Here is a 25,174-nt window from a genome sequence, read left to right as displayed (position 1 = left end):
CCCTAAGGAGATACTGTGCAGTCAATTTATTGGTTTTGTTTTGTCATTGGCGGCGTCTTTGTTGCGATCGCCACACTAGGTGGTGCCGGTGATGCAGATTTCGATGCCGATACCGATGTTGATTTTGACGCTGACTTTGATGCCGATATAGATCTAGATGCAGATTTAGATCTTGATGGTGATGTAGACCTTGACGGCGATGCGCCAGATATTGGCCCCAATATCAGTACAGGTGGTGGCTTCGATGCCGAGATAGACACTGATCTTCAGCTCCTACGAAAAGTTAAAGGAGCCTACATCTTCAGCCTGAACATCCTCACCAGTTTCAAATTCTGGACTGTCGGCGGATTTTTCTTTGGTTTGACGGGCCTCAGCCTGAGCTGGGTACAATCCAATTGGCCCGCCTCAGTCATCTTTATCGTCGCTTTGCTCATGGGCATTGTGCTAGGAGGCACCTTGGCCATTACCCTGCGCCACCTGGCTCGTCGCCATGCCGACAGCCTTATTCGTACCGAGGATTTTGCTGGACGGGTGGGCATCGTAGAACTGCCCTTTGATGCCAAAAGCAAAGGCAAAGTGCGTCTGGAACTACGTGGTAGCACTTTGCACATGATGGCACTCACGGACGACACCAAACAATTTGTACCGGGTGATAAAGTGCTCGTCGTTAATGTCGAGAAAAACCGGCTTTGGGTCGTTTCAGACGAAACCGCTGCTCAGCAGAACTAACTTATACCCATTTCATACCCATGACACACACTTTATTCTTGCTGGGACAGACTACACCAGCAGGGGATCAAAAAATATCGGTCCAGGCCGAAACCACTGAGACCGTTAGTTACGAACTTGCCCAGGCCATTCCTATTTCACAGGCTAACCAAAATACAGCCCAGGCAGGTGCCGTTTTAGGCGGTAGTGCCTTAGTTCTTGGCCTGATTGGCATTGGCGCGCTAATCATAGTGCTCAAAACCTGCCTGCGTATTTGCAACCCCAATCAGATTTTGATTATCTCGGGTCGTAAATACAAAAACAAAAGGGGGCAGACAGTCGGTTACCGCGTAGTGTTTGGTGGTCGTACGTTGGTGGTACCCATTATTGAACAGGTGCAAAGCATGGACATGACCACCATGCCTATCCCCGTTGAGGTGACAAATGCCTATGCCAAAGGGGGTACACCACTGAATATTCAAGCCATCGCTAATGTTAAAATTTCTAGCAATCGCAGCGTTGTTGGTAACGCCATTGAGCGCTTTCTAGGCCGCAACCGCTCCGAAATTCGTCGGGTGGTCCGCGAAACCCTTGAAGGTAACCTACGCGGTGTTGTCGCCCTACTTACCCCTGAGCAGGTCAACGAAGATCGCATGAACTTTGCCGAGCGCATTGCAGCTGACGTTGCTAAAGATCTCAGTAAGTTGGGACTGCATTTAGATACGCTCAAAATTCAAAGTGTCACCGATGATATGGACTATCTCAGCTCCATTGGTCGCCGCCAAATTGCCAATATCATTCGCGATGCTGAGATTGCCGAGTCTGAAGCTGTGGGTGAAGCCGACCGTATCGAAGCCGATTGCCAAAAGCAAGCGGAAGTAGCAAAAACCCAGGCTCTGACAGTTGTACAGCAACAGCAAAACGAACTTCGCAAAATCAAAGCTGAGCTAGAGGAACGAGCCAAATCTGAAGAGGAACGCACCATCGCTGCCGCCAAAGAAGCCCGCGCCCGTGCCGAGCAACAGCTCCAGACAGTACGAGCCGAGCTAGAGCGACTGCGTCTACAAGCCGATGAAGTACTGCCTGCCCAAGCTGCAAAACAAGCTCAGGAACTGCACGCCAAGGGTCAAGCCGCTGCTCTCGAAGAGAATGCTAAGGCCGCTGCTCTCGTCAACAACATGCTGGCTGAGGTCTGGGCCGAAACCGGAACCGATGCCACCCAGGTCTTTTTGATTCAACAAATTGACATGGTACTGAAGGAAGCCGCTAAAATTCCTGACCGCATCCATCTTAAGAATGTCAACGTTATTGACAATGGCGACGGTAAGTCTATTGCCAACCTGGTCAATGTCTATCCCGACGTTGTCCGTCAGTTCCTTAAACAGGTAGACGACACCCTGGGTATCGATGTTACGGGCACCCTGAACCAAAGCTTAGATTTTCAGCGCCAGTTAGAACCCGCTGTCACAACCCATACAACAACTGTAGAGCCCAACATGGAGGGCAATCGCTAATGGAAGGTTTAATTCTTTTACTCGTTATTTTCGGTGGTGGTTCTGGAGTAATCTCCCTAATCATCCGCAACCTCTACTACATTTGTCAGCCGAATGAGGTACTGATCTTTGCGGGCGCTCAGCAGCGATTGGGGCAAAAAACGGTAGGCTATCGTCTGGTCAAAGGTGGTAGCAGCATTCGTAAGCCCTTGGTAGAAAAGGCGCTGCGCATGGACCTCACCAACATGATTATCGAGCTCAAGGTAACTAATGCCTACTCTAAAGGCGGTATTCCGCTGCAGGTAGATGGCGTTGCTAACATCAAGGTCGCTGGTGAAGAACCCGCCATTCATAATGCCATTGAGAGATTGTTGGGCAAGAGTCGAAAAGAGATTGAAAAAATTGCCAAAGAGACCCTAGAAGGTAACTTACGGGGCGTTCTCGCTAGCCTTACACCAGAACAGGTAAACGAAGACAAAATTGCCTTTGCCAAAAGTCTCTTAGATGAAGCAGAAGAAGATCTCGAAAAGCTAGGATTAGTGCTCGATACCCTGCAGATTCAGAACATTTCTGATAACGTGCGCTACCTTGACTCCATCGGTCGTAAACAGCAGGCCCAGCTCCAGCGTGATGCCCGCATCGCCGAGGCCAAAGCCCAGGCAGCATCAGCTATTCAAACAGCTGAGAACGAAAAGATTACCTCTGTGCGCCGGATTGAGCGTGACACTGGCATTGCTGAAGCGGAAGCCGAGCGTCGAATCCAGGATGCCCTTACTAAGCGAGGGGCTGTTGTGGCCGAGGTAGAAGCTGAAATTGCCTCTGAACTCGTCCGTATTCAGTCCGAGATTCCAGTACAGCAAGAGCGCATTAAGCAAGTGACTGAACAGCTCAAAGCAGATGTGATTGCCCCAGCTGAGGCCAATTGCAAACGAGCGTTGGCAGAAGCCAAAGGGGATGCAGCTCAGATTGTTGAAGATGGTAAAGCCCAGGCCGAAGGTACTAAACAGTTAGCCGAGTCCTGGCGCGCTGCTGGAGCAAATGCCCGCGACATTTTCTTACTACAAAAGCTAGAAATGTTGTTGAAGACCCTGAGTGCTACGGTACCCGATGTTGACATTCAGAATGTCACCATGATTGACAGTCAGACAGGGGGCACCGCAAAACAGGCAATTGCCATTATCGAGCAGTTAAAACAGACGACTGGCCTGGATATTGCCAGTGCCGTGAACAATCTGGCTAGTAGCTCCCAGCGATTACCAGAAGGGAAATAATATCAAATTCGATCAAGTCTCCCTGATTCACATTCAAACTGGATAATCTCGTAGGGGTAGTGCCTTCCACCCTGGGATAATTGTCTGAATCTCCTCGTAAACAAAACCCCATGGAGGCAAGCCTATGCCGCTATGGGGTTTATTTGTGCTGACCTTATGCAAGGAAGACCTTGAATTTTGAAGATAGACGTTGTAGGGGCAGCCACAAGGGCTGCCCCTACAGAAATCCAAAGAATTAGGCAGTAATTAAATGATTGAAACAACCATTACATGTGGCCAGCAGTAATGGCACCCACAGCCGCTGTAAACAATATGCGAGTGACTTCAATAACGCCAGCAACGGTAATCACAGCACCAATCTTACGGATAATAGCTGGCGGCATGTTGCCGTCCCATAGTGGGTTAATAGCACCAATGTAGTTAAACTGATTAACGTTACCTTCACCTTGATAACGCTTGATGCTGAGTTCCTTAGGTAGAGCAGGTAAATCCTGATCACTGGACGATAGCTTGATGGAACGACGGCTAGGCACCTGGTAAGGACCAAATGCATTTATGTACTCTTCAGAACCGGTCAGCTGCTCGGCAAATGTGCGAATGCCCTCTGAAGCCAGCAATGAACTCCACTTGAATACTTCTGACTGAATGGCAGGGCGACCTAGAACCCGCTCAAAGCAAAGCTGAACAAAGCGATAGTTGCTGTTGTTGGCCAGAATGTAGTTCACGAACATATCAGAGCAAATTAGCTCGCGAACCAACTCCTGCGTGGTAATTTCACCATTGAGATAAGCTGAATCCAGAGACTCATTGTGGTGAAAATCAATGTTGCGATTGTCTTTGAAGAGACGACGATAAACTGCTTGCAAGCAGTCTGCTTTATCCATCGTAGAAAACATCTTAATGCCGCTGGCATCACCACTTTCTAAACGGATACTACCGTTGGTGGCTACGGGGATGACCTGATTGTTATTGGCAAGTGTCTGCATTTTTAATTGACTTTTATAAATGGACAAGCAGGCCGACATAGAGCCCTTTAGTCAAGGACATATTAGTGACAGGCCGTCCCCCACTAGCAAAACTGATAAGTATATTTACTCAATTTGTTTAATTATGTTGCATTTTCCTCAGAAAAGGGAGCTCTAAGTAGGGTGCTCACCCACTAGAAACGACTGATATCTGAAGATTCTTGAGAAATCGTTAGGGTTTTTAGACTTCTTTTAGGATACGTAAAGAAGCATAACGATAATTGCAATTGAATAATAATCAGTCTTGTACGCCTGAAGTCAAATCAATAATTTTGCACTAAGGCCATGGCAACCGTCGAAACTAGTATGCGATCGCACCCCACCCTAAGACACAGTCCTTTGCTGCGCATCGTACTGCTCCAAAAATAAAAGCACATCAGCACACCACTGCAGCCAGCTTGTTTCGTAAGCAATCCCTCGTTTCAGGGTGAGGTATTTAAACTGCAGCTCCACAGGGGGTTCAGGATGCCCCAAACACATCTCCTCAATGACACGATACTCATCTAACTGTGCCTGATGTAGTGCCTGGCGATGGTGTAATTCTTTCAACAACATCTCCCGGGGCATTTTATAGCCAATCATCGCCTTCACCAGCAAATCTTCTCGGATTTGGGTGCGTTCAGTAGGTTCTGCATACCAGCGAGTGAGTTCACTCCATCCCGAATCTGTAATGCTGTAAATCTTTTTGTCCGGCTTACCTTCCTGGGGCACCTTTTCAAAATTCACCCAGCCTTGGGACTCCATTTTAGATAGCTCTCGATATACCTGCTGCTGGGAGGCTTTCCAAAAGCAGCTAAGCCCTTCGTCAAAGCGTTTACTAATGTCGTATCCGCTATCGGGTCGCTGGGCTAATAACGCAAGGATGGTGTGGGCTAGGGCCATAGAATTTAAAGACTTAACAGACAGACTTAACAGACAGATTTAATGGAGAATCCGTTGACATATCCAACATGTTGAGTATACGCTATGGAATCATAAGCAACAAGTTGGATATCAATTATTTGATTATCAACTACGCGAATATCAACTAAGTGAATATCAACTGTTTGGATATTGAGCTATGGTTTCATCAACGTCTGATACCAGTGCAAAGCGCCCTAGCTGGCACTGGTTATGGTTGCTGCCGGTATTAGTAGCTCCTGCCATCTGGCTGGGGCGTTTTCGGTCTGGCTCAGCTGTGGCTGAGGATGCGATTCAACCGCTCCCCGTTCAAACCCAAGCCTTAGAACGTGTTAATGAATATCAAGTAGAGCGCACCTACACCGGTGAAATCGTTGCTCGACGCAGTAGTGATCTGGGTTTTGAGCAAGCAGGTACCCTGGTGGAAGTGCTTGTAGATGAAGGGGATACCGTCGCTGCCGGAGCACCTCTAGCTCGGTTAGATACCCGCAGCCTGCAAGCTCAACGTCAGCAGATTGAGGCCCAACGTCGTCAGGCTCAGGCTCGATTTGAAGAATTAGAACGCGGTCCCCGTCAGGAAGATATTGCCGCTGCCGCTGCTGCTGTTCAAGACTTGCAAGCTCAGCTTGACCTGGCGCGGTTACAGCAGGTGCGCCGTGAAAATCTCTATATTCAAGGTGCAATTTCTTTAGAAGAACGAGATGAGGCCACATTTGGTGCCGATGCCTTAGAAAGTCGTCTTAATCAGGCCAAAAGTCAGTTAGATGAGCTAAACACAGGTACTCGGGTGGAACAAGTCAGCGCTCAGGATGCCCAGGTAGACCAAATTGAGGCCAGTTTGAAAAATTTAGATGTCTCCATTGCTAAAAGCGTTATCTACGCTCCTTTTGATGGTCGTGTCTCTCTGAGGCTTATGGATGAAGGTGTCGTTGTCAGCCCAGGTCAAACCATTATGCGTCTGGTGGAAGGCAATGCTTTGGAGGCTCGTATTGGAGTACCTCGCCAGATGGCAAGTCGTATTAATAGCGGCGACGTTCAGACAGTTGAAGTTGATGGTGCATCGTTTGAGGGTAGAGTTACTGCACTGTTGCCAGAGCTTGATGATGCTAGCCAGACGGTCACTGTGGTAATGGCTTTGCCACCGGCAGCACAGCCAACAATTGGTGCAACTGCACGACTGGAGTTGCAAGATCAACAGAATGAAATTGGCTACTGGTTACCAACCAGTGCTCTTGTTGCTGGAGAGCGAGGATTGTGGTCGGCCTATGTATTGGATGAGGCGGAAAGTGACATTGGTGAGAATCTTTATGAGGTGAGTCGTCGAGAGGTGGAGGTGCTGTATACGGAAAGTGATCGGGCTTTTGTGCGGGGGCTTCTACAGCCAGGGGAAGAGATTATTACCAGTGGTACGCATCGGCTGGTGCCAGGGCAGTTGGTGAAGAATTAGGAGCGTGAAAATTGGTCAATAGCGGTGGGGGTTGCTCAGGGCTTTCCTCCCTGAAACCCTTCCTTTCGTGGGGGCCTCCACTCCCCCACCGCTAACCAAGCTATTTTCCTATACAAAGTCTTGACTAAGAACTGCTTTTTCTCTTGACCTAATTATGTTTAATCTATTTTTTCGAAATCGGCAGTTACTATTTTTGACGCTAACATTAGTTATTGTCTGGGGTCTGTCTGCATTCTTATCATTACCCCGGTTGGAAGATCCTGAAATTGTTCAGCGGTCATCGACGGTGACTACCTTTTTCCCAGGGGCTAGTGCAGAACGAGTAGAGTCTTTAGTAACTGACAAAATTGAGGAAGAGCTGTCTGATATTGAAGAGGTTGAGGAGATTAGTTCGTCTTCTGGTCCTGGCATATCGGTAGTTACAGTGGAGCTGAAGGATACGGTGTCTGCTGTGGAGCCAGTATGGGCACGGGTGCGGAGTCAGATTGACGATGTGATTCCTGAGCTACCTGCTGAGGCAAGTCGGCCTGAGTATGAGGATCAAGAGGTACAGGCAAGCGCCATGATTGTGGGGCTAACGTGGGAGCTGAATGAGCCAGTTAACTATTCGATTCTGCGTCGGGTGGCAGAGGGCTTGGAAGCTGAATTAAGAAACTTGCCTGGGACGGACAGTGTAGAGCTGTTTGGTGAGCCGGATGAAGAGATTCAGGTGGAAATTAGTCAGGCTGATTTGCTGAAGTTAGGCATTAGTGCCCAGAGTTTATCACAACAGATTAGGGCTAGCGATGCGAAGATTTCTACTGGAGAGCTGCGAAGTGATGCTACTGAACTCTTGTTTGAGGTGGACAGTTCTCTGGATTCGCTGGATCAGATTCGAGAAATTCCAATTCAGGTAGGGGCAGAGGGGCAGATTGCTCAGCTAGGAGATATTGCTCAGGTAACCAAAGGAGTACAAACTCCAGTCTCTGACCTGGCATTGATCGGTGGTCAACCCGCCGTTGTAGTGGCAGCCACTGTTGAGTCTGACTACCGTGTAGACCAATGGGCACAGCAGGCCAGAAAAGTTCTCAAAATGTTTGAAGCTGATCTGTCAGATGGTCTTGGCATCAACATTGTGCTGGATCAAAGTCGGTATGTGCAACAGCGATTGAATGGGGTAATTGGCAACCTGATTGTTAGTTCTCTTTTAGTGATTGGCATCTCCCTGGTGGTGCTGGGATGGCGCTCAGCTTTGATTGTTGGCATGGCGCTACCGCTCTCTACACTGATGGTATTTGGCAGTATGAACGTGCTGGGCATTCCGCTACACCAGATGTCTGTTACAGGGTTAATTATTGCCCTGGGCTTGCTGATTGACAATGCCATTGTGGTGGTGGATGAGGTGCGGGTACACTTGCAAAGTGGCAGCCATCCTGCGATCGCGGTGGGTGAAACAGTGAAGCACCTGACAGTTCCGTTGCTGGCATCCACACTGACTACAGTGCTGGCATTTGTTCCCATTGCCACCTCTCCTGGTGGTACAGGAGAGTTTATTGGCACGATTGGCAGCACTGTAATTTTAGCGCTACTGAGTTCGTTAACTCTTTCACTAACTGTAATTGCAGCCTTAGCCGGCTTAGTCTATCGTTGGCGACCGTTACGTTCTCACTCTCAACATTGGAGTATTGGTGGCTTCTCTAATCAAACTCTCTCACGTATCTATGAGGGAAGTTTACGAGCTGTCTTTCGTCGACCTATTTTAGGTGTATTGATAGCCATGGTGCTGCCTATGGTGGGATTTGTGCAGTTTGCCAGTTTACCGCAACAGTTTTTTCCACCAACAAATCGTGACCAGTTTCAAATTGAAGTGGAACGTCCGGCATCTAGCGCGATCGCAACCACCCGCGCTCAAACCCTGGCTATCCGCAACCTGATCCAACAACATTCAGCAGTCAGCGATATCCATTGGTTTCTAGGCCAAAACGCCCCGTCTTTTTTCTATAACGTAATGGGCAGTCGTCGGAATGCATCTGAGTATGCCCAGGGAATTGTGCAGTTGGAGTCCACCGATAATCTGCGAGAGACAATTAGAACACTGCAAACTGAACTAGATAGGACATTTCCCGATGCTCAGATCCTGGTGAAACAGCTGGAGCAGGGACCACCTTTTGATGCGCCGCTTGAGGTCAGTCTCTATGGACCTGATTTGGAGCAGTTGAGGACACTGGGAAATCAGCTGCGGCTAATATTGTCTCAGCTGAATGAGGTTACCCATACTCGGGCCACGTTGACGGAGCTATCGCCAAAGCTAGCATTGGAGGTGGATGAGGCAGCAGCTAAACGAGTGGGATTGGATAATGGTGCGATCGCATCCCAACTCAGTACTCTTCTAGATGGTCAGCTCGGCGGTTCTATTCTAGAAGACACAGAAGATATTCCTGTGCGTGTACAGCTACCGGAGCAGGAGCGCGGTGACTTAGCAAGCATTACCTCTGTTGATTTACTCAGTGCTACTGGGACAACAGTTCCCTTTTCTGCCGTGGCATCAGTTAACCTACGTCCAGAACTGAGCACTATCGCTCGACGGGATGGACAGCGGGTGAATACGGTACAGGCATTTATTACGGCGGGGTCTTTGCCCAGCACTGTTTTGACTGAGTTTCAACAAGCATTGACAGAGCAGGGCTTTGAGCTACCAACGGGGTATCGTCTCAGCTATGGAGGGGAGGCTGATGCCAGAGGATCTGCCGTTGGTAATCTGTTGTCAACGGTGGGAGTTTTGGTGGTATTGATGACAGCGACACTGGTATTGTCCTTTAATTCCTTTGCATTGGCCGGGTTGCTGGCAGTTGTTGCAGTGGCGGCAGTGGGTTTAGCAGCAATGGCCTTGTGGTTGTTTAACTCACTATTCGGCTTTACTGCCATTCTTGGTACGCTGGGTCTAATTGGTCTAGCGATTAATGACTCGATTGTGGTGTTGGCAGCATTGCGAAATGATCCCCTGGCACGAAAGGGAGATGCAGGCGCAACGCGACAGGTGGTGATGAGGGCAACGCGGCACGTAGTGGCGACGACGGTTACAACGATTATTGGGTTTACGCCGCTATTGCTCGATTCGACTGGGTTTTGGCCACCGTTGGCGATTGCGATCGCTGGGGGTCTAGGGGGGGCAACACTGTTGGCGTTGTATTTTATCCCGTCAGCTCATTTGTTAATTCATCGACCTAGGAAAACATTGGTTAAGGTTACAACGAGCTAAAAGGACAACAAGAATAAAACTTTGAATACAAGAGTGTCTGAGCTAGATCTCCCCTTGATAAGGCAGGATGTCGAACATCTTTTCGAGATATGCATATACGATAGCCCGCAGGTTGGGTTGAAACATGAAACCCAACACCCCATCCAACACCTATCCCCCTCCCCTAAGCCCATCCATCGATTTTGGATGCAAAGTCCAACGATATTATGGAGTTAGTAATTGGTGAAACCTTAAGTGATCTTCAAATAACAAGGCTGCTATTACAAAGAAATACTGACTAAAGCCCGTGTGCGAGACTCCATCGTTTGAGTCGATCCCACAGCAGCGTGAACCACCTTACCAACAGCCTCTTCACTAGACTGAGCATACCGATCTGCAAGTGTTTGATTGAACCACCTTTCAACATCAATGGTCAGCTGCTCCAACCATGGAGAGATATTGCCTATGGTTAACTGACGAAGTAAAGGATAAACAACAGTCTCCTGACGATGCTGTCCTAGATGACTGTAGCGCGTCTGAAAATAGCGTTCCACATCTAAATCCCATTTCTGTTGAAAACGCATCAGACTTTCCAGCCCCCACGCATCACTCCAACGCAACATAAAACAAGACCAATCAGCCCAATTATTGGGTTTCTGTGAAACATGGGTCACAACTGAGGCAGGTTCACAGAACATGAGCCCACCAACGCGATTCACATTGAGACAAAAATCCATATCTGCCTGAGCCCCCACCAACCTTGGGTCCAAATAGCCAATCTGAGCAAAAATCTCTCGTTTAATCAACAGACAGTTTAACTCTGCAAATTCACAGGCTCGTCTAGACAATTGAGATTTCATAGCTGTTGCTGAACAACCCACAAGAAAGGGTTGTTCATAAAGACAACGACGGGGCTGTCCATCCTGAACATCCATGAAGACCCTGGCCTCACCACCAGCTAGATGAATGCGCTCATGTAAAGGTATACCCACACAGGTAAGGGGACAAACAACGGCTGCATCCGTCTCTTGGGAACATTGCCAAAGCCTTTCTAACCAACCATTTGAGACATGAATATCATTAGTAATAAAAACTATATAATCTGTCGTAACTTGACTTAGGCCCAGATTCCGGGCTTGATTTGGTGTAAGAAAATGCTCAGAACGTAATAACGTGAAATTATATTTAACTGCTGCTTGGGATAGGTAATTTTTAATCTGTTTGGGTGAACCAGTATCCACATATACAAGTTCAAATGGCATTTTAGTATGCCTGTAGATACTTTCCAGAGTCTGCTGTGTACTACCAAAGCATTCGCGCGGTGAGACAACGATTGTAATCGAAGGCTTTGAGGCTGCTTGGGGTAAAGCATTGGGGTTAAAGCGTTTAGCAGTCATGGAAACCACTCAAAGTTTTCAGGCAAGGACAATAGACAGTAACTGTCAGCAATGACGGGTGGCTCTAAGCGTAGATATAGTTTATTTTTTTCTCAGTGGAGCATGCTTACAGCTAAACTAAAAGCATGGGTAATTCTACTCAAATATTGTAGTGGCAACCATACACATTGCTACCTCACGGACACAGAAAAAAATAGATAAGAATGGAATGAGGTGTAATTTCTTCTAAGTCATTCAGCTATGGATAGCTGACAGGCTAATCTATCAGCATCCAACATTGAAGCTGACTAGAAGAAGAAATTAAAAGCGTTAACCGGGCTCTAGCTTAGCAAATAGCCTCAGTTATTCAGCCATAAATAGCTAATAGGCTAACCTATCAGCATTCGAATTAAAGCTTACTGGAAAAAGACAAAAGCGTTAACTGGGCTCTAGCTTAGCAAACAGCCTAGAGGAATGTGGGGGCTTTCCAAGAAACTGTTGCTGCTGCTTTTAGTTAATAATTAGCTCTCATCTTACTCATCTAAATTATTAATTAGTTCTCATCAAGAAAACTCAGTATAAATAGGGATTTTTATAGCCTGTCGAATAATAGGAACTCAGTATTATAAATAACTTTATATTGATACATATGTAGCTTATAGTCATCCGTCTTGATTCTTGAGGGTAGATCGGTATGATCTGAGAAATTGTATTCATCAGAGCATGTTCCCCCCGTATCGTTATGAGTTCGGAGATACCAGTATCCAGTCAAACCGCAGCCATCGAAGAATTGAAAACCTTCATCAAGACGCAACGTGATGGTCGTCAGGTGAAGAAAGCCCTAGCAGTTAAACTGCTCTATCAGGGGCATACCTACGAATCGATTATCAGTATTCTCGACGTGTCGATGGGCTTCATTGCAAACTGGAAGCAGCGATACGAGGCCGAGGGACTCAGCAGCTTTGCACCGCGTCATAAAGGTCGTCAAAGCTATCTGAGTGCTGCTCAAAAGGCCGCTGTTATCGAGTGGCTCGGGACCAAAGCTATCTGGACACTGAATGAATTGGAGTATCACCTGGCCAGTGAATATGGGGTCAGCTATGAGTCCAAACAGAGTTACTACGACTTATTCGAGACCGCTGGTCTGAGTTGGAAGAAAACCAGCAAGGTCAACCCCAAAACCGATCCCGCTCTAGTGGCTAAAAAAAAGCCGACATCCAACGGCTATTGGCACGCTACCGCACCGAGATTGAATGTGGCCAAGTGAGGGTGTTGTTTGTCGATGAATGTCATCTGATGAGTGGGGATCTCGAAGGCTACGTTTGGGGACGTCGAAATCAGCGCGTTGAGGTCCCGATTGTCAATGAACGCGACCGGCAGACGTACTATGGGGCCTTGGACCTGCTAAGTAAACGCGTTTTCGTTGAGGCCCACGCTGCCGGCAATACGACCTGTACATTGGCCTATCTCAAGTTCTTGCAGCGTCAGTTTCCAAACCAGCGCTTGATTATTCTATGGGATGGAGCCAGTTATCATCGTTCTCAGGAGATTCAAGCGTGCTTAAACGAGCTCAATGAAGGACTGCCAGAATCCCAGTGGCGTATCCACTGCATTCGCTTTGCGCCCAACGACCCAACTCAAAATCCGATTGAGGATGTTTGGTTACAAGCCAAGACCTGGGTCAGACAGATGGCTGGATTGAAGCCGTCATTCACTGGCCTCAAAGCTCTATTTGAGCAGTTTTGTGCCCTGGAACTCTTTGACTTTCCCAAAATGCATATGTATGGAACATTCTCACCAATCAAATAGGAACGCTATAGCTGCTTTTCGCTATTGCGTCTAAAAATAGCTCTCTACTTTACCAGGCTAAGTACACTATTCCACTTCACAGACTAAGGAAACGTTCCAGGTTTCACAGTGAAGTTGCATAGGGTGTTCTAGCGCTTTCGTTACCTGACACTGTGGATCTTGATGAGGCAGTCATCCCTTTGACGCATGATCCAGTATTCTTCCTGGTCTGTAATAGATAAAGCGACTTTAATAGGTATAGACATAGAAAACGACTCCCAACCGGCAAGTTCTGAGTCGCTTTCTGTGTGATGTTTTGTGCTGTCCATCATACCCAATGATACGCATATTTCTAGCCCACGCGAAAGAAGATAAAGCGCAGGTGTTTGAGTTATACAATCGCCTGAAACAAAAGGGTTACCAGCCTTGGCTGGATAAGATGGATTTGCGAGGTGGTCAGAACTGGCGTTTAGAAATACCTAAGGCAATCAAGAACTGCGATGTTTTCATTGCTTGCTTATCCCAAACATCAGTGAGCAAGCGTAGCTATGTGCAAAAAGAGTTCAAGATGGCGCTGAATAAATATAGCGAGTTGCCACCTGGTGATGTCTACTTAATACCGCTACGGTTAGATGATTGTGAAATACCAGAGCTTCGTCAAGAGGAATACGGAGTAAATCTTCAAGATATTCACTGGGTAGACTTCTTTGAACCTGATGGATTTGAGCAGTTAGTAGCCGCTATAGACTATGCCTTTCCTGATGCAGTTAAAGCTACGGTTTCTGCTGAGGGGGAAGAGATAACGCTTCAGCCAAAAGCGATCGACCTCGGTAACGGTGTCACCTTAGAACTGGAGTATATCCCTGGAGGTACGTTTCAAATGGGAGCACCTGCTAATGAGAACGATGGCGAGGACTGGGAGCAGCCACAGCATGAGGTAACCGTACCTGCGTTTTGGATGGGGAAATACCCAGTTACTCAGGCGCAATATCAGGCTGTTGAGGGCGATAACCCGAGCTATGGCAAAGGAGATAACCTCCCTGTTGAAACTGTCTCATGGTACAAGGCGGTATCGTTTTGTGAAAGAATCTCACAGAAGACTAGAGAGAATATTCAGTTACCTAGCGAAGCAGAGTGGGAGTATGCATGTCGAGCAGGGACGATGACTCGATATTATTTTGGCGATACCCTGTCCGGGGAACAGGCTAATTATGACCGAAACATAGGTGAAACGACACCTGTAGGAACGTATCCTGCTAATGCCTTTGGTCTTTATGATATGCATGGGAACGTCTGGGAGTGGTGTCAAGATTCTTGGCATAAGATTTCCGATGGAGCGCCCACGGATGGTAGTGCGTGGACTGAAGGAGGTAATTCAAACCATCGAGTGATACGCGGTGGTTCTTGGAACTGCGTTCCTAGAGGCTGTCGGTCGGTCGGTCGCCTCGACTACTTCTCCGAGCACGATAACCTCAGTCTCGGTTTCCGGGTAGTCTGTCGTGCCCCGAGGGTTTAGTAACTCCTTGTTAGATACTGCTGCAATTTGCCACAGCCAGTTACAGATAGCCACAAATTATAACTATTCAACTACCCACCAGGCATCCATAGTCGTAGAACCGGATGCAACGGTAGCCGTAAATTCAATATGTATATCTATTGTTAAGTGATGTTAGGAGAGCGGTAGCCTGAAATGTCCATAGCTACCGCTTACATTTATCCATGGCTTAGGCTTCTACCGACCAGTACCCCGATGTCTGCCATGGCGTAGTTTTGCTTTTGTGTTTTTCATTTTGATTCAGCAACATGATTTCATTTCTAGGAATCAAGTAGATGCAGTGATTTTTCGGAAGCAAGTGAGACTAAGTTGCGGGTTACTCGATTGAAATTCCGTTTTCCTTGAGTAATTCGTCTCTATACTCAAGAGCAATCATCATTCACAGTGCCAGATTGCTTAAGCTCCTTTTCGTGTTGGGCATCACCATCCAGCATTTTCTTAAGCCGAATAATTTTATCAATGACGCCTTCATCCTCTGCCGCGACCTCGATCAGAATGCTGATACCTCTAACAGCAAGAAACGCACAATCTCCGCACCCTTAAATCCTTTAGCTGCAAGCATTCCAGTCAATTTATTCGCAGAATCCCCCGCACCCTCAAATCCTTTAGCTGCAAGCATTTCAGTACCCTTCTTCAAAAAGCGAGCGGTAACCGAATCTACAGCTACCGCTCAAAGCGCGTATTGATGTGGTTACTGACTGCTTCCCCTATGGCGGGTGAAGCCTGGTTTTTGGTTCGTGGTTTTCATGTTGATTCAGTGACATAGCTTGATTTCCAGGAATGAAAGTAGATGCAATGGTTTTTATTGAATTGGAATGCCGTGCTTCTCAAAGAGCGCGTGGCGATGTTCGAGCGCTCGCATTTGACTATGGGACGCTGCTAACAGTTCTGATACCTGCGCGAGTGCTGAGTACCTATCAGCGACATCAACCGCAATTTCAAGAAGTGCAGAACCGGACGGATCATACGACTCGATCAGATTACTGATTTGGTCTTTTAGCGCTTGATGATTTTCGGGATTTTGATTCATTGTTTTGTGACAAGTCAGTGATTTTATTGGGACGTAGATGCAGTGATTTATTGAGTAAAAATAGGCTATAGACTAGTCTATTTAACTTTTTTAGCCCCGTGATATTAACAATTCTGAGATCGTGTGTGATGACTGCTTTAGGAACCATATTTGACGTCATGGGAATACCTTCAAGTTAAGTATTTTTCTATCTCTTCAAAATCATGTAAATGCAACTTAAAAATGCTGGGCGATTTCTGGGTGGGCGGTCTGGGCGGCTTGATTTTTTGTATCACCCAGTGCGCTCAGAGTAAAAATCACCCAACGCCCACCCAATCGCCAAGAGGCTATTTATTGTTATTAAAAACAGCCTCGCCATCATAATGAAGTAGTCCATCCCTGACCAATAAAAGCACAGCAGATTCTACTTTTTCTCTAGCGCTACTTCCCTGGAAATACTCATGCTTTCCAATGGTGTTTCGCAACTTCCCATTTTCTTTGATGAACTGCATGGAGAATGAGTTTTCATTTCTGCTTTCAAACCACTCCATTAGAGGTAGTAAAGGGCTATCCACAGCCTGCATTTTGGATTTAGCCACTTCCCATTTCGTAGGGAGCTTTATTGAAGGGGATTCCTTAATGATTTGACTTTCAAAATCATCCTCAGCTAGCTCATCAATGAGTGCATCATGCTCGCTTAAATAGCTGTCAGTTACCTGGGTGTAGGCTTCCAAGTTGGGATAGTGCAGGATAAAGGGCGCTTCATCCGGGAACGTGATTCGTGCCTTACCTTTAGCCAGTAGCTTGATATGCACCTCCCCTTCATCCCGCATCTTGTGGGTACCGGTTGCACCCCCACGAGCTGTATTGGTGTCACCTTTGCTGACTTTTCCCATTATCTTTTTCAGAGAAAAATCTGCTCAATTTTAACGCCCTGGAAGCCCTTTAGCCTCGCGGCTCAATTCTCAATAAGGTCAGCTTATTAAGAATTTAGTGTGGTTTCAGAACCCTTGCTATTAGGCAATTCTAGGACTTAGCAGGAAAAGTCAGGTTGACCTAGATAGATATATAAAAATACCGTCTACCTGTTCTTTCTTGCAGATATGCGTGCAGGGTGGGTTTTTGGCTTAAAAATGGCTTAAAAAATCTAGAAATTGAACGCTATTAAGCATAGTTCAGGCGTATTTCAATCCCTCTTAATTCCCTGAAAATAGGCAAAATGACTATGGTACAAGCATTTCAGGTGATAGAGAATGGTTGCGGATTGGGCAGTCGGTTGCGATCGCAGCCGTTGCGTTCCTCTTTAGCTGGTGGCTCTACCAGCTAATCGGTCGCCGCAAGCATGTATTTTCTGCATAGAAACGATCAAATGGATTCTTTAGGTGTTACGGTTCGACCTTTTTCAACTTCGTGGGCCAGGATACCCTGCTGTGAGTAGATAGAGTTTTCCAGTGCTTCTCTGATCCCAGCAAGGGAAGTATCGCGCCAAATCCAACGGGGATTACAGCCAGTTTATTCAAACTGTGGGGGTAGCTCCTGCGGGGATACTGTACCTGGTCTGCTAGGCACTGGCACCCTAATTGCGCCTCCATTATTCCCGGCAGCATCAGCACTGCCAGCAGCATTGGCTCCATCACCATCACCAGCTGCTGCATCCCCTGTATTCACAACAATTGTGGGACTCTCTGGTGTCGGATCATAGGTGGTAATCGTAATCGAGCGGGTGAGCTGTTCTCCAGCCCCATTAATCACCTGCAAAGAGACGAGCGTTTCACCCGGTTCTGGACTAAGGGGTAAAGGCAAAACACCTTCTACGGGGACATTGCCAGGGGCTGGCATCAGCATCACTTGAGTACCCGGATTATCTTCTACGGCCCAAGCTAGTTCCAAATTTACTAAAGGCTGTCCCTCATCAACAGGGACCAAATAGTTAGGCTGAGCCGGTTCTCCATTGAGCGTGAACGTCAACAAACGGGGGGGGCGCGGCTGAATGTGTGTGGGTTCACTGGTCAATGAAATAGGTTTTTCAGGCAACTCTCCTTTAGGAATGGCGATTAAATCGAACGTGTATATACCCGCCTGACGCAGACTTGTGGGGACATTACGACAAATTAACTGGGTGTCTAATAGGCAGAAATCAGTGAGTTCTTTGGGTATCCCAGCCTGAAAATCGAATGAAAACACTGGTGTAGCGACAGCTCCTTCTGCATCTCGTCCAACCAGGTGTAGCGTCTCTAATTGTTCTGGATGATCTACCTTCCAGTTGACTCTGGCAACATGGGGATCTTTTTCTGGCAGAGATGGAACAAACGCTATGGGAAGATCTGTCATTTGTGCTCTTTTCCCATCCGTAGCCTGGGCCTTCTTCGCAGCGTTTGTCTGGGTCTCCTTAGATTTTGTCTTTGGCTGTGGCGGTGCTTCAGCATAAGAAGCGAAGGTCGGGACCAGTTCTAGAATGGCCGGTAGCGGTGCAGGGGTAATTGTCACAGGCAGTGCTGTTGCTGTTGCTGGTGTAGCATTACGACCTGGCTTAGGAATCAATGAAAGGGTAAACGTATACTCGCCTGCTCGTGTGGCATCAGTGCGAATATTACGGCAAGTCAGCTGTTTTTTTCGCTGCACACATAGAGGCTCTAAAGTGGCAGGCAACCCCTGGGTAAAGTCAAACTTTAAAGGACCACTCAACAGCTTACCTTCAGCCGATAGGCCAACGATTTCTAGATGCTGTATCCGCCTTGGGTTGGCAATGTCAAACCCAAGATGTACTGTGTCTCCTTGGGCGGCACTGTAGGCTGTATCCTCGGTTGAAAATCGTAAAATGTTGGTGGGTGCAGGGGGGCGAATAAAAAAATACCAGGCTAACCATATTAGCCCGATAAATGAGCCTAGCAACAATAAAATAACTGGCAAAATTTGCCACCAGGGGCGCGCTTCCCACATTAAAAGCCCCTGCATGGGCATGTCGAGGAGTGGCTTTTTCTCTGGGTCAGTTGTTGTAACTTCAAAGTTGATTACTCGCCCACCCCCAAACAGTGGTCGCTGCCAGGGATTTTTAGGTTGAACAGAAATCTGGCTGAGTAAGGTTTGTTGCGGAGCTAGGGTCAGTGATGGAGGCCGAATCTGATAGTCACAAAGATCAGCGTCTTCCAGCCCTAAAATTTTGAACTCCAGGGTTCTGGGGGTATTTCCCTGATTACTGGCTTGAATACTATATAAACCTGGCTGTCGCTGTACCCGACTCACCAGGGTGCGAAAGCGAGTATCCAGCTGATAAACCGGATCAATGGTGATGTATAGAACATCTAGCAGCTTGAGTTGTGGATTATTCTCAGATTTAAGCTGTAGCGTAGCCAGCATGGTTGCTGCCAGGGCATTGGATGGTGGCGTAATGGTCAATAAAATAACGCCCTCCATACCTGGGTTCAAATCCAGATAGGGTTCTGTTATGGCCAAACCTGGCGCTTGGAATCCCTGGGGATAATTAATGGTTACCCAATCTTCAGCTAAATCAGTGCACTGTAGCCGAAACCGATCCACTCGGTCCGCTCTGTTATAAACATATATTTGAAACTGAAGCGGATTGCCTGGCAGTGTTTTAACTGGCTTATTGGTGGTGGTAACTGGCTCTACGGCAAACGTCGGATCATTTACTCTGACGGTTGTATGGGTCGGTGGCAACACCTGCAAGACTTGTTCGTATCGCTGGGGCGGACTATCAGGATAATGGTTAGGGGCGTCTACGATCAATCGATAGCGATAGGCTCCCGATAAAGCTGACGCTGGCACATCAAACCCAAAGGTGACTTCTTCCCCTTGACCAGGATCCAACGCCAGACGGGTTTGTGTCGTAGAGCACCAGTTATGAATGGCCGTTGGTAATTCGTCTAGGTAGACATCAATAATGGCACTCTGGTTTCCCTTGTTGTTAATGGTCACCCCAATTTCTAAACGCTCGCCCGGTAGCACAGAGTCTTCTCCAGAAGAGGAGAGGATAATCCCAATGGGCTGAGATAGGGCAATCTCAGACGGTTCCATAGCTACCTCGGGTAGCGATCGCATGGGTAGGGAAAAATGAGTCATTACGACGTATCCTTATGGGCAGATTTTATTGTTGGCCTTAGTGCGATGCAGCTTGACACGATGGTTATCACTGCCGCTGACCACTAGCAGGGTTTTATCTTGTTGCAAAATGTCAACACTGTTAACGGGTTTACTAAAGTGGGCTATTTTCTTCTGTTCCATCACCTGTCCTGCCGTATTCAGAAACCAGAGCATGACGCGACCATCGTCGCCACCGCTAGCCAGGTAACAGGCATTTTTACTCAGGGCTACGGTATTTACAGGTTTACCTTTATGGCCATCCATCCATTGGTCGCTTACTTTGCAAGCGGTAACACTATGGAGACATTTATCCAAATTCCATAGGGTAATGCGCCCCTGATTATCTGCAACCGCTAAGCGAGTTGACGTTGCATCTGCTGTATCTACGCTAGAGATATAGTGATTGGGTTCCCCAGCAGGGTACTTTAGGAAGTGTTGCTGATCCGTTTCTAGATTCCATAAAACCAGGTGGTTAAAGCGTCCGCCCACAGCCAGCCAGTGGGACTGTTGATCATGTTGCTGGTTAGTGTAATCAATCGACGCTATCGCTTGAATAGCAAAGTCAAAGTGTTGCTCCTGTTCTGGAACAGTGCCCTGACCCAGGTGAGATAAATCATCCATGGCCCAGCGTAGTACCAGCCCGCTACCGTGGGCACTAAAAAGACTTTGGGAATCATAGCTAAATTGCAGGTCAAAGACTCGATCATCCTTATGAAATACCAAAGTTTTAGGAGACTTCTGGGATAAAAAATCCCATAGTTGAATTTCTCCATTTTCTAAACCAGCTGCTAACAAATCATTATTGCGGGGACGATAACGAACGACACGCACAGACTTATTCGTATCTGTTAGCTTTGCTACATCTTGCAGACGCGGCGAGACTTGCCAACGATATAGGGTATGATCGTCTGCCCCACTAATCACGGCATTCGCCTGACCGTCGAACTGTACACTATTCACAGAGCCGCGATGACCATTGGGCCAATAGACAGCCATAATGGCCATAATACTCAGGCTAAGGAAACCTAGACACTGTAACCAGAAGGGAACTTTGGGGTTAGCTACCAGTTCAACGGTCTGAGTCGATGGTCGTATTTCTGTTTGATGTAGCTGGGGGCGTAGCTGAAACTGTTGCCGTCGTTGCCAGCCCCACCAGGGGGATTTTGGCGAAAGGGTTAAACTCATCTGGGCCAGATCGTCCACTTTGAGATCAACCTGTGCTGGGGTGAGCTGAAGTAAATGCGATGTCGTTGAGGCAGGTATGGGTGGGCGGCGACGTAACATCGCCCAAATTTTCTGGTGCCAGGGAATATCAACCCGATTTAGGGTGATGGCAACAGATTGATGGACATTACTTTTGTTATTGAGGACCAGGGCATAGCGATTCGACGCAGCATTTACTCTTTTCTCTAATGGTGGTTCCGAATCTTCAGATTGCTCAAGTTCATAAACAAATTCAACCCAGCCCGTTGGCAACACTGTGAGGATACCTTTTTGTCTGACAATCGGTGCCTCGGCCTGGTTTACTTCAATGCTAAATGGATAGGGTTTTGCCTCACTAGTCGATGGTAGCTGGCAGATAAATACCCCATGGGCACTTCCCTGGGGGGCTACTTGTAAACGCCGCTCGTGACCGTCGGTAAGCCATGCTTTGGGCAAACCTTTGAGGGTAACCCGCGTATGTGCGGTGTTACGATTAGGATTAAACAGCTGTAAAGGGATCTCAATCAAATCTCCTGGAACAGCCTGAAATTCAGTTTTGGGGACGCTAAGGGAGGACGGTAGTACACCAGATCCGGCAACAACAAGGTTGACTAGCTGGCGGTCTTCTTCCCCCAACTCCAGACAGGTCACATTGACATTGAGATTCATTTTGCCAGTGAAACCACCAGGGATCGGGGGAGTTTCTAGAATGCTCACCACAAAATTGACTTGATCCCCCGCCGGAATCTTTGCCGAGATGTCTGGAGTGAGCCGATACCAATCTGGTGTAGTCTGGCGAGCTAGCCCCGAAGCTGACAGTTCTAAGGCAAAGGTGGCAAACCGATCGCTAAGATTATTGACCATGACTTCAAATTGGTCATTACCCATGCCTAAATGGACTGTATGGGTAGAAAGCTGGGTCAGAATTTGTTTGGCCATGGTCAGGCAATAGGGTCAGGCAATGGGGTCAGGCAATCGGATTAGTTGAGAATTGGTCAAGGCATCAGGAAACTGAGGTTGGGCAATGCCCCCTTATGATGGCGGCGGCGCTAACCACTGATACATACACCGCCGCCGTGCTGCAAAATTCAACACGTTAACCCCCAATTCCTGAGCGCTGCGAATCTCTTCGCGGGAGAGATTCAGGTCTTCGCTAAGGCTCCAAGCCTGAGGCAACGGCCCCACCAACAGTAACAACCCACCCCAACCGTGCAGATCAACTGGCTGACCATGGATCGTGGGCCACTGACTAAAGCTAAAGGGTTGCGATCGCACTTCTCTGCCTACAGATTTAAGACTTAATCCTTCTGCGTTTAGAAAAGCCAGCAATGGCTCAGTTAGTTTTGCCACAGCTTCAGCAATGCAACCTTGAACGTTATGTAGTTCCTGCTCTGCCGAGGTGTATAGCGATGACGTTAAGCCTTGAGGCTTGGCGAAGAGGGCTTGATTGAGCTCAGCTTCAACCCGATAGAGTTCACCCAGTTGGTCGGCTGCAGCTCCAACCAAAATTACACCCCCTTGCTGAAGATACTGAGCAACCTGTCGCTGATCGGGGCGAGTCAGCTCACAAAAATCTTCATAGGCAAGATAGGTTAAATCACTCTCCAATACTTGCGCTGTCACCTGTCCCTGCAATGCTGGATATAGGCCTGGCAAGGCGGCAAATAGGTCTTCGAACTGAGCAATAATTGAGCTATGGTAAGACCAGGCTGCAACGCTGGCCATTCGCTGGGGGCGAGGCTGCACCCACTGACGATAGCGTAAGTCAAGCTGGTTGAGCGCAGGAGAAAAGACATCCTCAGGAGGTGAGATCGCAACGTCCCCCATGCCTAATCGCACTCGACAAAGTTCTACCTCATCACTCTCTGCCGGGACATCTTTTTCAATAATCTGAAATGCTTCTTGAACAATCTCAGATTGAGAGGACCGTTCTGAATGTTTCAGCACAATATAAATTGTCGTCTCAGCAATGGGCTGGGCTGAGAGATAACAGCTTTCTAAATTAGAAACCACAATGGGATTGCCTTTAGCGTCGATGGCTAATCCCGGCTGGATAGTTAACCAGCGGGGCTGTCGATATTTACTCGGTGCGACTTCGGGAATGGGACCCACACTCACTCCTAAGCCGCTAACAATACCACCCCGATGGAGAGCTTCATAATGAATAGTTTGTCGTTGTTGGTGATAGCTGTGGGCGATTTGCCAATGGTTGGCGGTGATCAGCATGCCGTCGTTGACTTGGATGCGCTGGAGGGGGCTGGGATTCATTATGCCGTCGTTGACTTGGATACGCCGGAGGGGGGTGGGGTTCATGGGGGGTATTGGTATTGGTTATTGGGGTTCGATGGCAAGGTCGTAGCTACAGAAGGCGGGTTTTTCTTGTTCGATGATGGTGCGAATCAGGGTCTCATTGAGGGGATAATCCCTGGGAGGGCGTAGCTGCACGTTGAAGTGATAGGGAAGATTACCTCTGAGGATGGTGGATTCTCCTAGAATAGTTTGACCCAACACGTAGCCCTGGCTAAAGTTTTCGTGGATGCCAATGGACCGTTGGGATTCATCGGATACATGGTCGTCTAAGGGGAGACCACTGGCCAGATGGAGATAAAATCGCAAACCGCGTCGGGTGCCACGCCATCGATAAATCTCCATGGCATAGCGGATCAAGGCACGCTGTTGGGCTAAACTGAGCGGTCCTTGAAATGACCAGCCCACCCAGTGTGCCAGAAACGGCAGCATGGCCTGGGGGGCTGTGAGCGGATCAAGGTAGGCCCATTGGTGATCGAGAATATCAACGGTGGGCTCAAAGGTGGTTTCAAAGATTTTTAGAAATCGACCAACAAAATCAACATTGCGATAGATGTCGGGGAGAAAGTCGAGATACAGGCTTGGCGGCCTGACCAACACTTGGAAAGGGCTAATTTGTTCCTGACTGTCACCTCGGGAGGTGATGGCGGTAACGGTTAGTTGGCCAGTGTAATCTAGTTTCAGGGGCAGTTGCTCAGGGGCGAGGGGCTGTTCAAAGAAATCGGCTGCGATCGCAAAATACAGAACAACTTCCATCTGGTGATGGCCAGGTAAACTAGAGCCTTCTGTGCGCAGTTGCCACCAGCTAGAGGGCATATCTCCAGTGACCGAGAAGTTAAGTTGGATCGACTCACTAGAGTGGTTTTTGATCCGCACCACTAATTCACTAAACTCCCCTGGCCGTAGACACAGTTTACTGATTAACGACTGCGGCATTACCGCTTGTCGAGAGAATACGGTAGCTGAGTCTATAACCGCTTCAGGCACCTGGAGAGGCAATAGCTCAAGACTCATCATTTGTCCCGTTTGTACCTGTGACATCGGCCTCTCCCTAATTAATCAGACTAATGGTGTGGCCCGAACGTAGCTGAGTATCTGCCCAGGAACAGACCAGGCCTAATGGTCCTGGTTTAACAACGTTATCAGGGGCTAACTGACGCACCCAGCCATTGTCTTGACGTCGTAATTCATATAGCATGACGGCCCCGAGATAACGTACTCCAGTTATCCCCTGCAACAATGTGATAATGTCTGACGGATGCACCGCTGTACCAAAAGGCCAACCATGACCGTTACGGCCTCCAACAAGGGGATTTAAGAACCGATAGAGGGCGACTTGCAGATCATGGAGAATCACCTGCTGAGCTTCAGGGGCACCATAGGCTGCATCAATGGCAACTTCTGTTTTGACAGTCACGCCCACATACTCAGGGGACTGTAGCTTCACCTGGATACCTAAAGGACGGCGCTCATCTAGATACTGGGTAACCTGTTGGGTCAGCTGAGGCGTAAGGTCAAAGGACTCCGGAGAGATCCCCATGGCAGTATCAATGGTGGCGGTGTTGGCTTGGGGCACTAACATCACATTCACCACCCCCGGCTGGCTGTTAATCTGTTGAGGACAAATACTGCGGGCTACAGCCCCTTGACTGGCCTCAATGGCCAAGGTTTCAAAATCTTCTGGAGTGACGGCTCGGTCTCGGGTACGCAACAGTCGCGGCACTCGTAGTACGGCATCATCTAATGATTCAGCATCGGCTCCATGGTAAGCGGC

17 protein-coding genes and 1 pseudogene are annotated in these 25,174 nt (G+C 48.0%); 8 read left to right on the top strand and 10 right to left on the bottom strand.

Going from position 1 to position 25,174, the window contains the following annotated elements; translation table 11 throughout:
* The first annotated feature begins 15 nt into the window (after window positions 1-15).
* From DXZ20_RS29905 to DXZ20_RS29895, 3 genes are read left to right on the top strand one after another with little or no spacing between them, the layout of a single operon-like run.
* Entirely contained in the window at window positions 16-729 is a 714-nt protein-coding gene (locus DXZ20_RS29905; protein ID WP_163702623.1) for an NfeD family protein, read from the top strand.
* A 20-nt stretch (window positions 730-749) separates the two neighbouring features.
* Entirely contained in the window at window positions 750-2,222 is a 1,473-nt protein-coding gene (locus DXZ20_RS29900; protein WP_163668003.1) for a flotillin family protein, read from the top strand.
* Entirely contained in the window at window positions 2,222-3,472 is a 1,251-nt protein-coding gene (locus DXZ20_RS29895; RefSeq protein ID WP_163702622.1) for a flotillin family protein, read from the top strand. Before DXZ20_RS29900 ends, DXZ20_RS29895 begins: the two co-directional genes overlap by 1 nt.
* 266 nt (window positions 3,473-3,738) lie before the next feature.
* On the opposite strand, the gene DXZ20_RS29890 is transcribed toward DXZ20_RS29895, so the two are convergent.
* Together DXZ20_RS29890 and DXZ20_RS29885 are read right to left on the bottom strand one after the other, a co-directional pair.
* Complete coding sequence (locus DXZ20_RS29890) at window positions 3,739-4,458, bottom strand: phycobilisome rod-core linker polypeptide (protein ID WP_250565976.1); 720 nt, start codon at window positions 4,456-4,458, stop codon at window positions 3,739-3,741.
* Between the two features lie 363 nt (window positions 4,459-4,821).
* On the bottom strand, window positions 4,822-5,379 hold the full coding sequence (locus DXZ20_RS29885) for a PadR family transcriptional regulator (protein ID WP_163667997.1): 558 nt from the start codon (window positions 5,377-5,379) through the stop codon (window positions 4,822-4,824).
* Window positions 5,380-5,557: 178 nt separating this feature from the next.
* Between DXZ20_RS29885 and DXZ20_RS29880 the strand changes: the two genes are divergently transcribed.
* Window positions 5,558-6,844, top strand: coding sequence for an efflux RND transporter periplasmic adaptor subunit (locus DXZ20_RS29880; protein ID WP_163702620.1), 1,287 nt, complete (start codon window positions 5,558-5,560; stop codon window positions 6,842-6,844).
* A gap of 154 nt (window positions 6,845-6,998) precedes the next feature.
* Window positions 6,999-10,082 carry an efflux RND transporter permease subunit gene (locus tag DXZ20_RS29875; RefSeq protein ID WP_163702619.1) on the top strand — a complete coding sequence of 1,028 codons (3,084 nt, stop codon included), beginning with the start codon at window positions 6,999-7,001 and terminating at the stop codon, window positions 10,080-10,082.
* 260 nt (window positions 10,083-10,342) lie between these two features.
* Here DXZ20_RS29875 and DXZ20_RS29870 read toward each other — a convergent pair whose 3' ends face one another.
* Window positions 10,343-11,458, bottom strand: a complete 1,116-nt coding sequence (locus tag DXZ20_RS29870) for a glycosyltransferase family 2 protein (RefSeq protein WP_163702618.1) — start codon at window positions 11,456-11,458, stop codon at window positions 10,343-10,345.
* A 760-nt stretch (window positions 11,459-12,218) separates the two neighbouring features.
* Here DXZ20_RS29870 and DXZ20_RS29865 point away from each other — a divergent pair.
* From DXZ20_RS29865 to DXZ20_RS29855, 3 genes are all read left to right on the top strand, one after another.
* A protein-coding gene (locus tag DXZ20_RS29865) for an IS630 family transposase (RefSeq protein ID WP_431732065.1) occupies window positions 12,219-13,246 on the top strand; the annotation gives its coding sequence in 2 pieces (ribosomal slippage) (window positions 12,219-12,648 and window positions 12,648-13,246; 1,029 coding nt in all).
* A 316-nt stretch (window positions 13,247-13,562) separates the two neighbouring features.
* Window positions 13,563-14,741, top strand: coding sequence for an SUMF1/EgtB/PvdO family nonheme iron enzyme (locus DXZ20_RS29860; protein WP_163702617.1), 1,179 nt, complete (start codon window positions 13,563-13,565; stop codon window positions 14,739-14,741).
* A 452-nt stretch (window positions 14,742-15,193) separates the two neighbouring features.
* Complete coding sequence (locus DXZ20_RS29855; RefSeq protein ID WP_163702616.1) at window positions 15,194-15,466, top strand: hypothetical protein; 273 nt, start codon at window positions 15,194-15,196, stop codon at window positions 15,464-15,466.
* Window positions 15,467-15,582: 116 nt separating this feature from the next.
* On the opposite strand, the gene DXZ20_RS29850 is transcribed toward DXZ20_RS29855, so the two are convergent.
* The 7 genes and pseudogenes from DXZ20_RS29850 to DXZ20_RS29820 form a co-directional block, all read right to left on the bottom strand.
* Window positions 15,583-15,810 carry a hypothetical protein gene (locus DXZ20_RS29850; protein ID WP_163702615.1) on the bottom strand — a complete coding sequence of 76 codons (228 nt, stop codon included), beginning with the start codon at window positions 15,808-15,810 and terminating at the stop codon, window positions 15,583-15,585.
* 326 nt (window positions 15,811-16,136) lie between these two features.
* Window positions 16,137-16,685, bottom strand: a complete 549-nt coding sequence (locus DXZ20_RS29845) for a hypothetical protein (RefSeq protein WP_163702614.1) — start codon at window positions 16,683-16,685, stop codon at window positions 16,137-16,139.
* Between the two features lie 616 nt (window positions 16,686-17,301).
* The gene (locus tag DXZ20_RS29840) at window positions 17,302-19,869 is read right to left on the bottom strand and encodes a COG1470 family protein (RefSeq protein ID WP_163702613.1); all 2,568 of its coding nucleotides are present in this window, start codon (window positions 19,867-19,869) and stop codon (window positions 17,302-17,304) included.
* 12 nt (window positions 19,870-19,881) lie between these two features.
* Window positions 19,882-22,032: a WD40 repeat domain-containing protein gene (locus tag DXZ20_RS29835; protein WP_163702612.1), complete on the bottom strand. Its 2,151-nt coding sequence runs from the start codon at window positions 22,030-22,032 to the stop codon at window positions 19,882-19,884.
* Window positions 22,033-22,125: 93 nt separating this feature from the next.
* Window positions 22,126-23,406 (bottom strand): hypothetical protein, encoded by a 1,281-nt coding sequence (locus DXZ20_RS29830; RefSeq protein ID WP_250565975.1) that lies wholly within the window; start codon window positions 23,404-23,406, stop codon window positions 22,126-22,128.
* Between the two features lie 18 nt (window positions 23,407-23,424).
* Window positions 23,425-24,441 (bottom strand): phage tail protein, encoded by a 1,017-nt coding sequence (locus tag DXZ20_RS29825; protein ID WP_163702611.1) that lies wholly within the window; start codon window positions 24,439-24,441, stop codon window positions 23,425-23,427.
* Window positions 24,442-24,451: 10 nt separating this feature from the next.
* A pseudogene (locus tag DXZ20_RS29820) lies at window positions 24,452-25,174 on the bottom strand (putative baseplate assembly protein); the annotation flags it as partial.

Origin of the sequence: Adonisia turfae CCMR0081 (assembly GCF_011009555.1) — a bacterium.
In the GTDB taxonomy this organism is placed as follows: domain Bacteria; phylum Cyanobacteriota; class Cyanobacteriia; order Phormidesmidales; family Phormidesmidaceae; genus Leptothoe; species Leptothoe turfae.
This window is presented reverse-complemented; position numbering and strand designations above follow the sequence as displayed.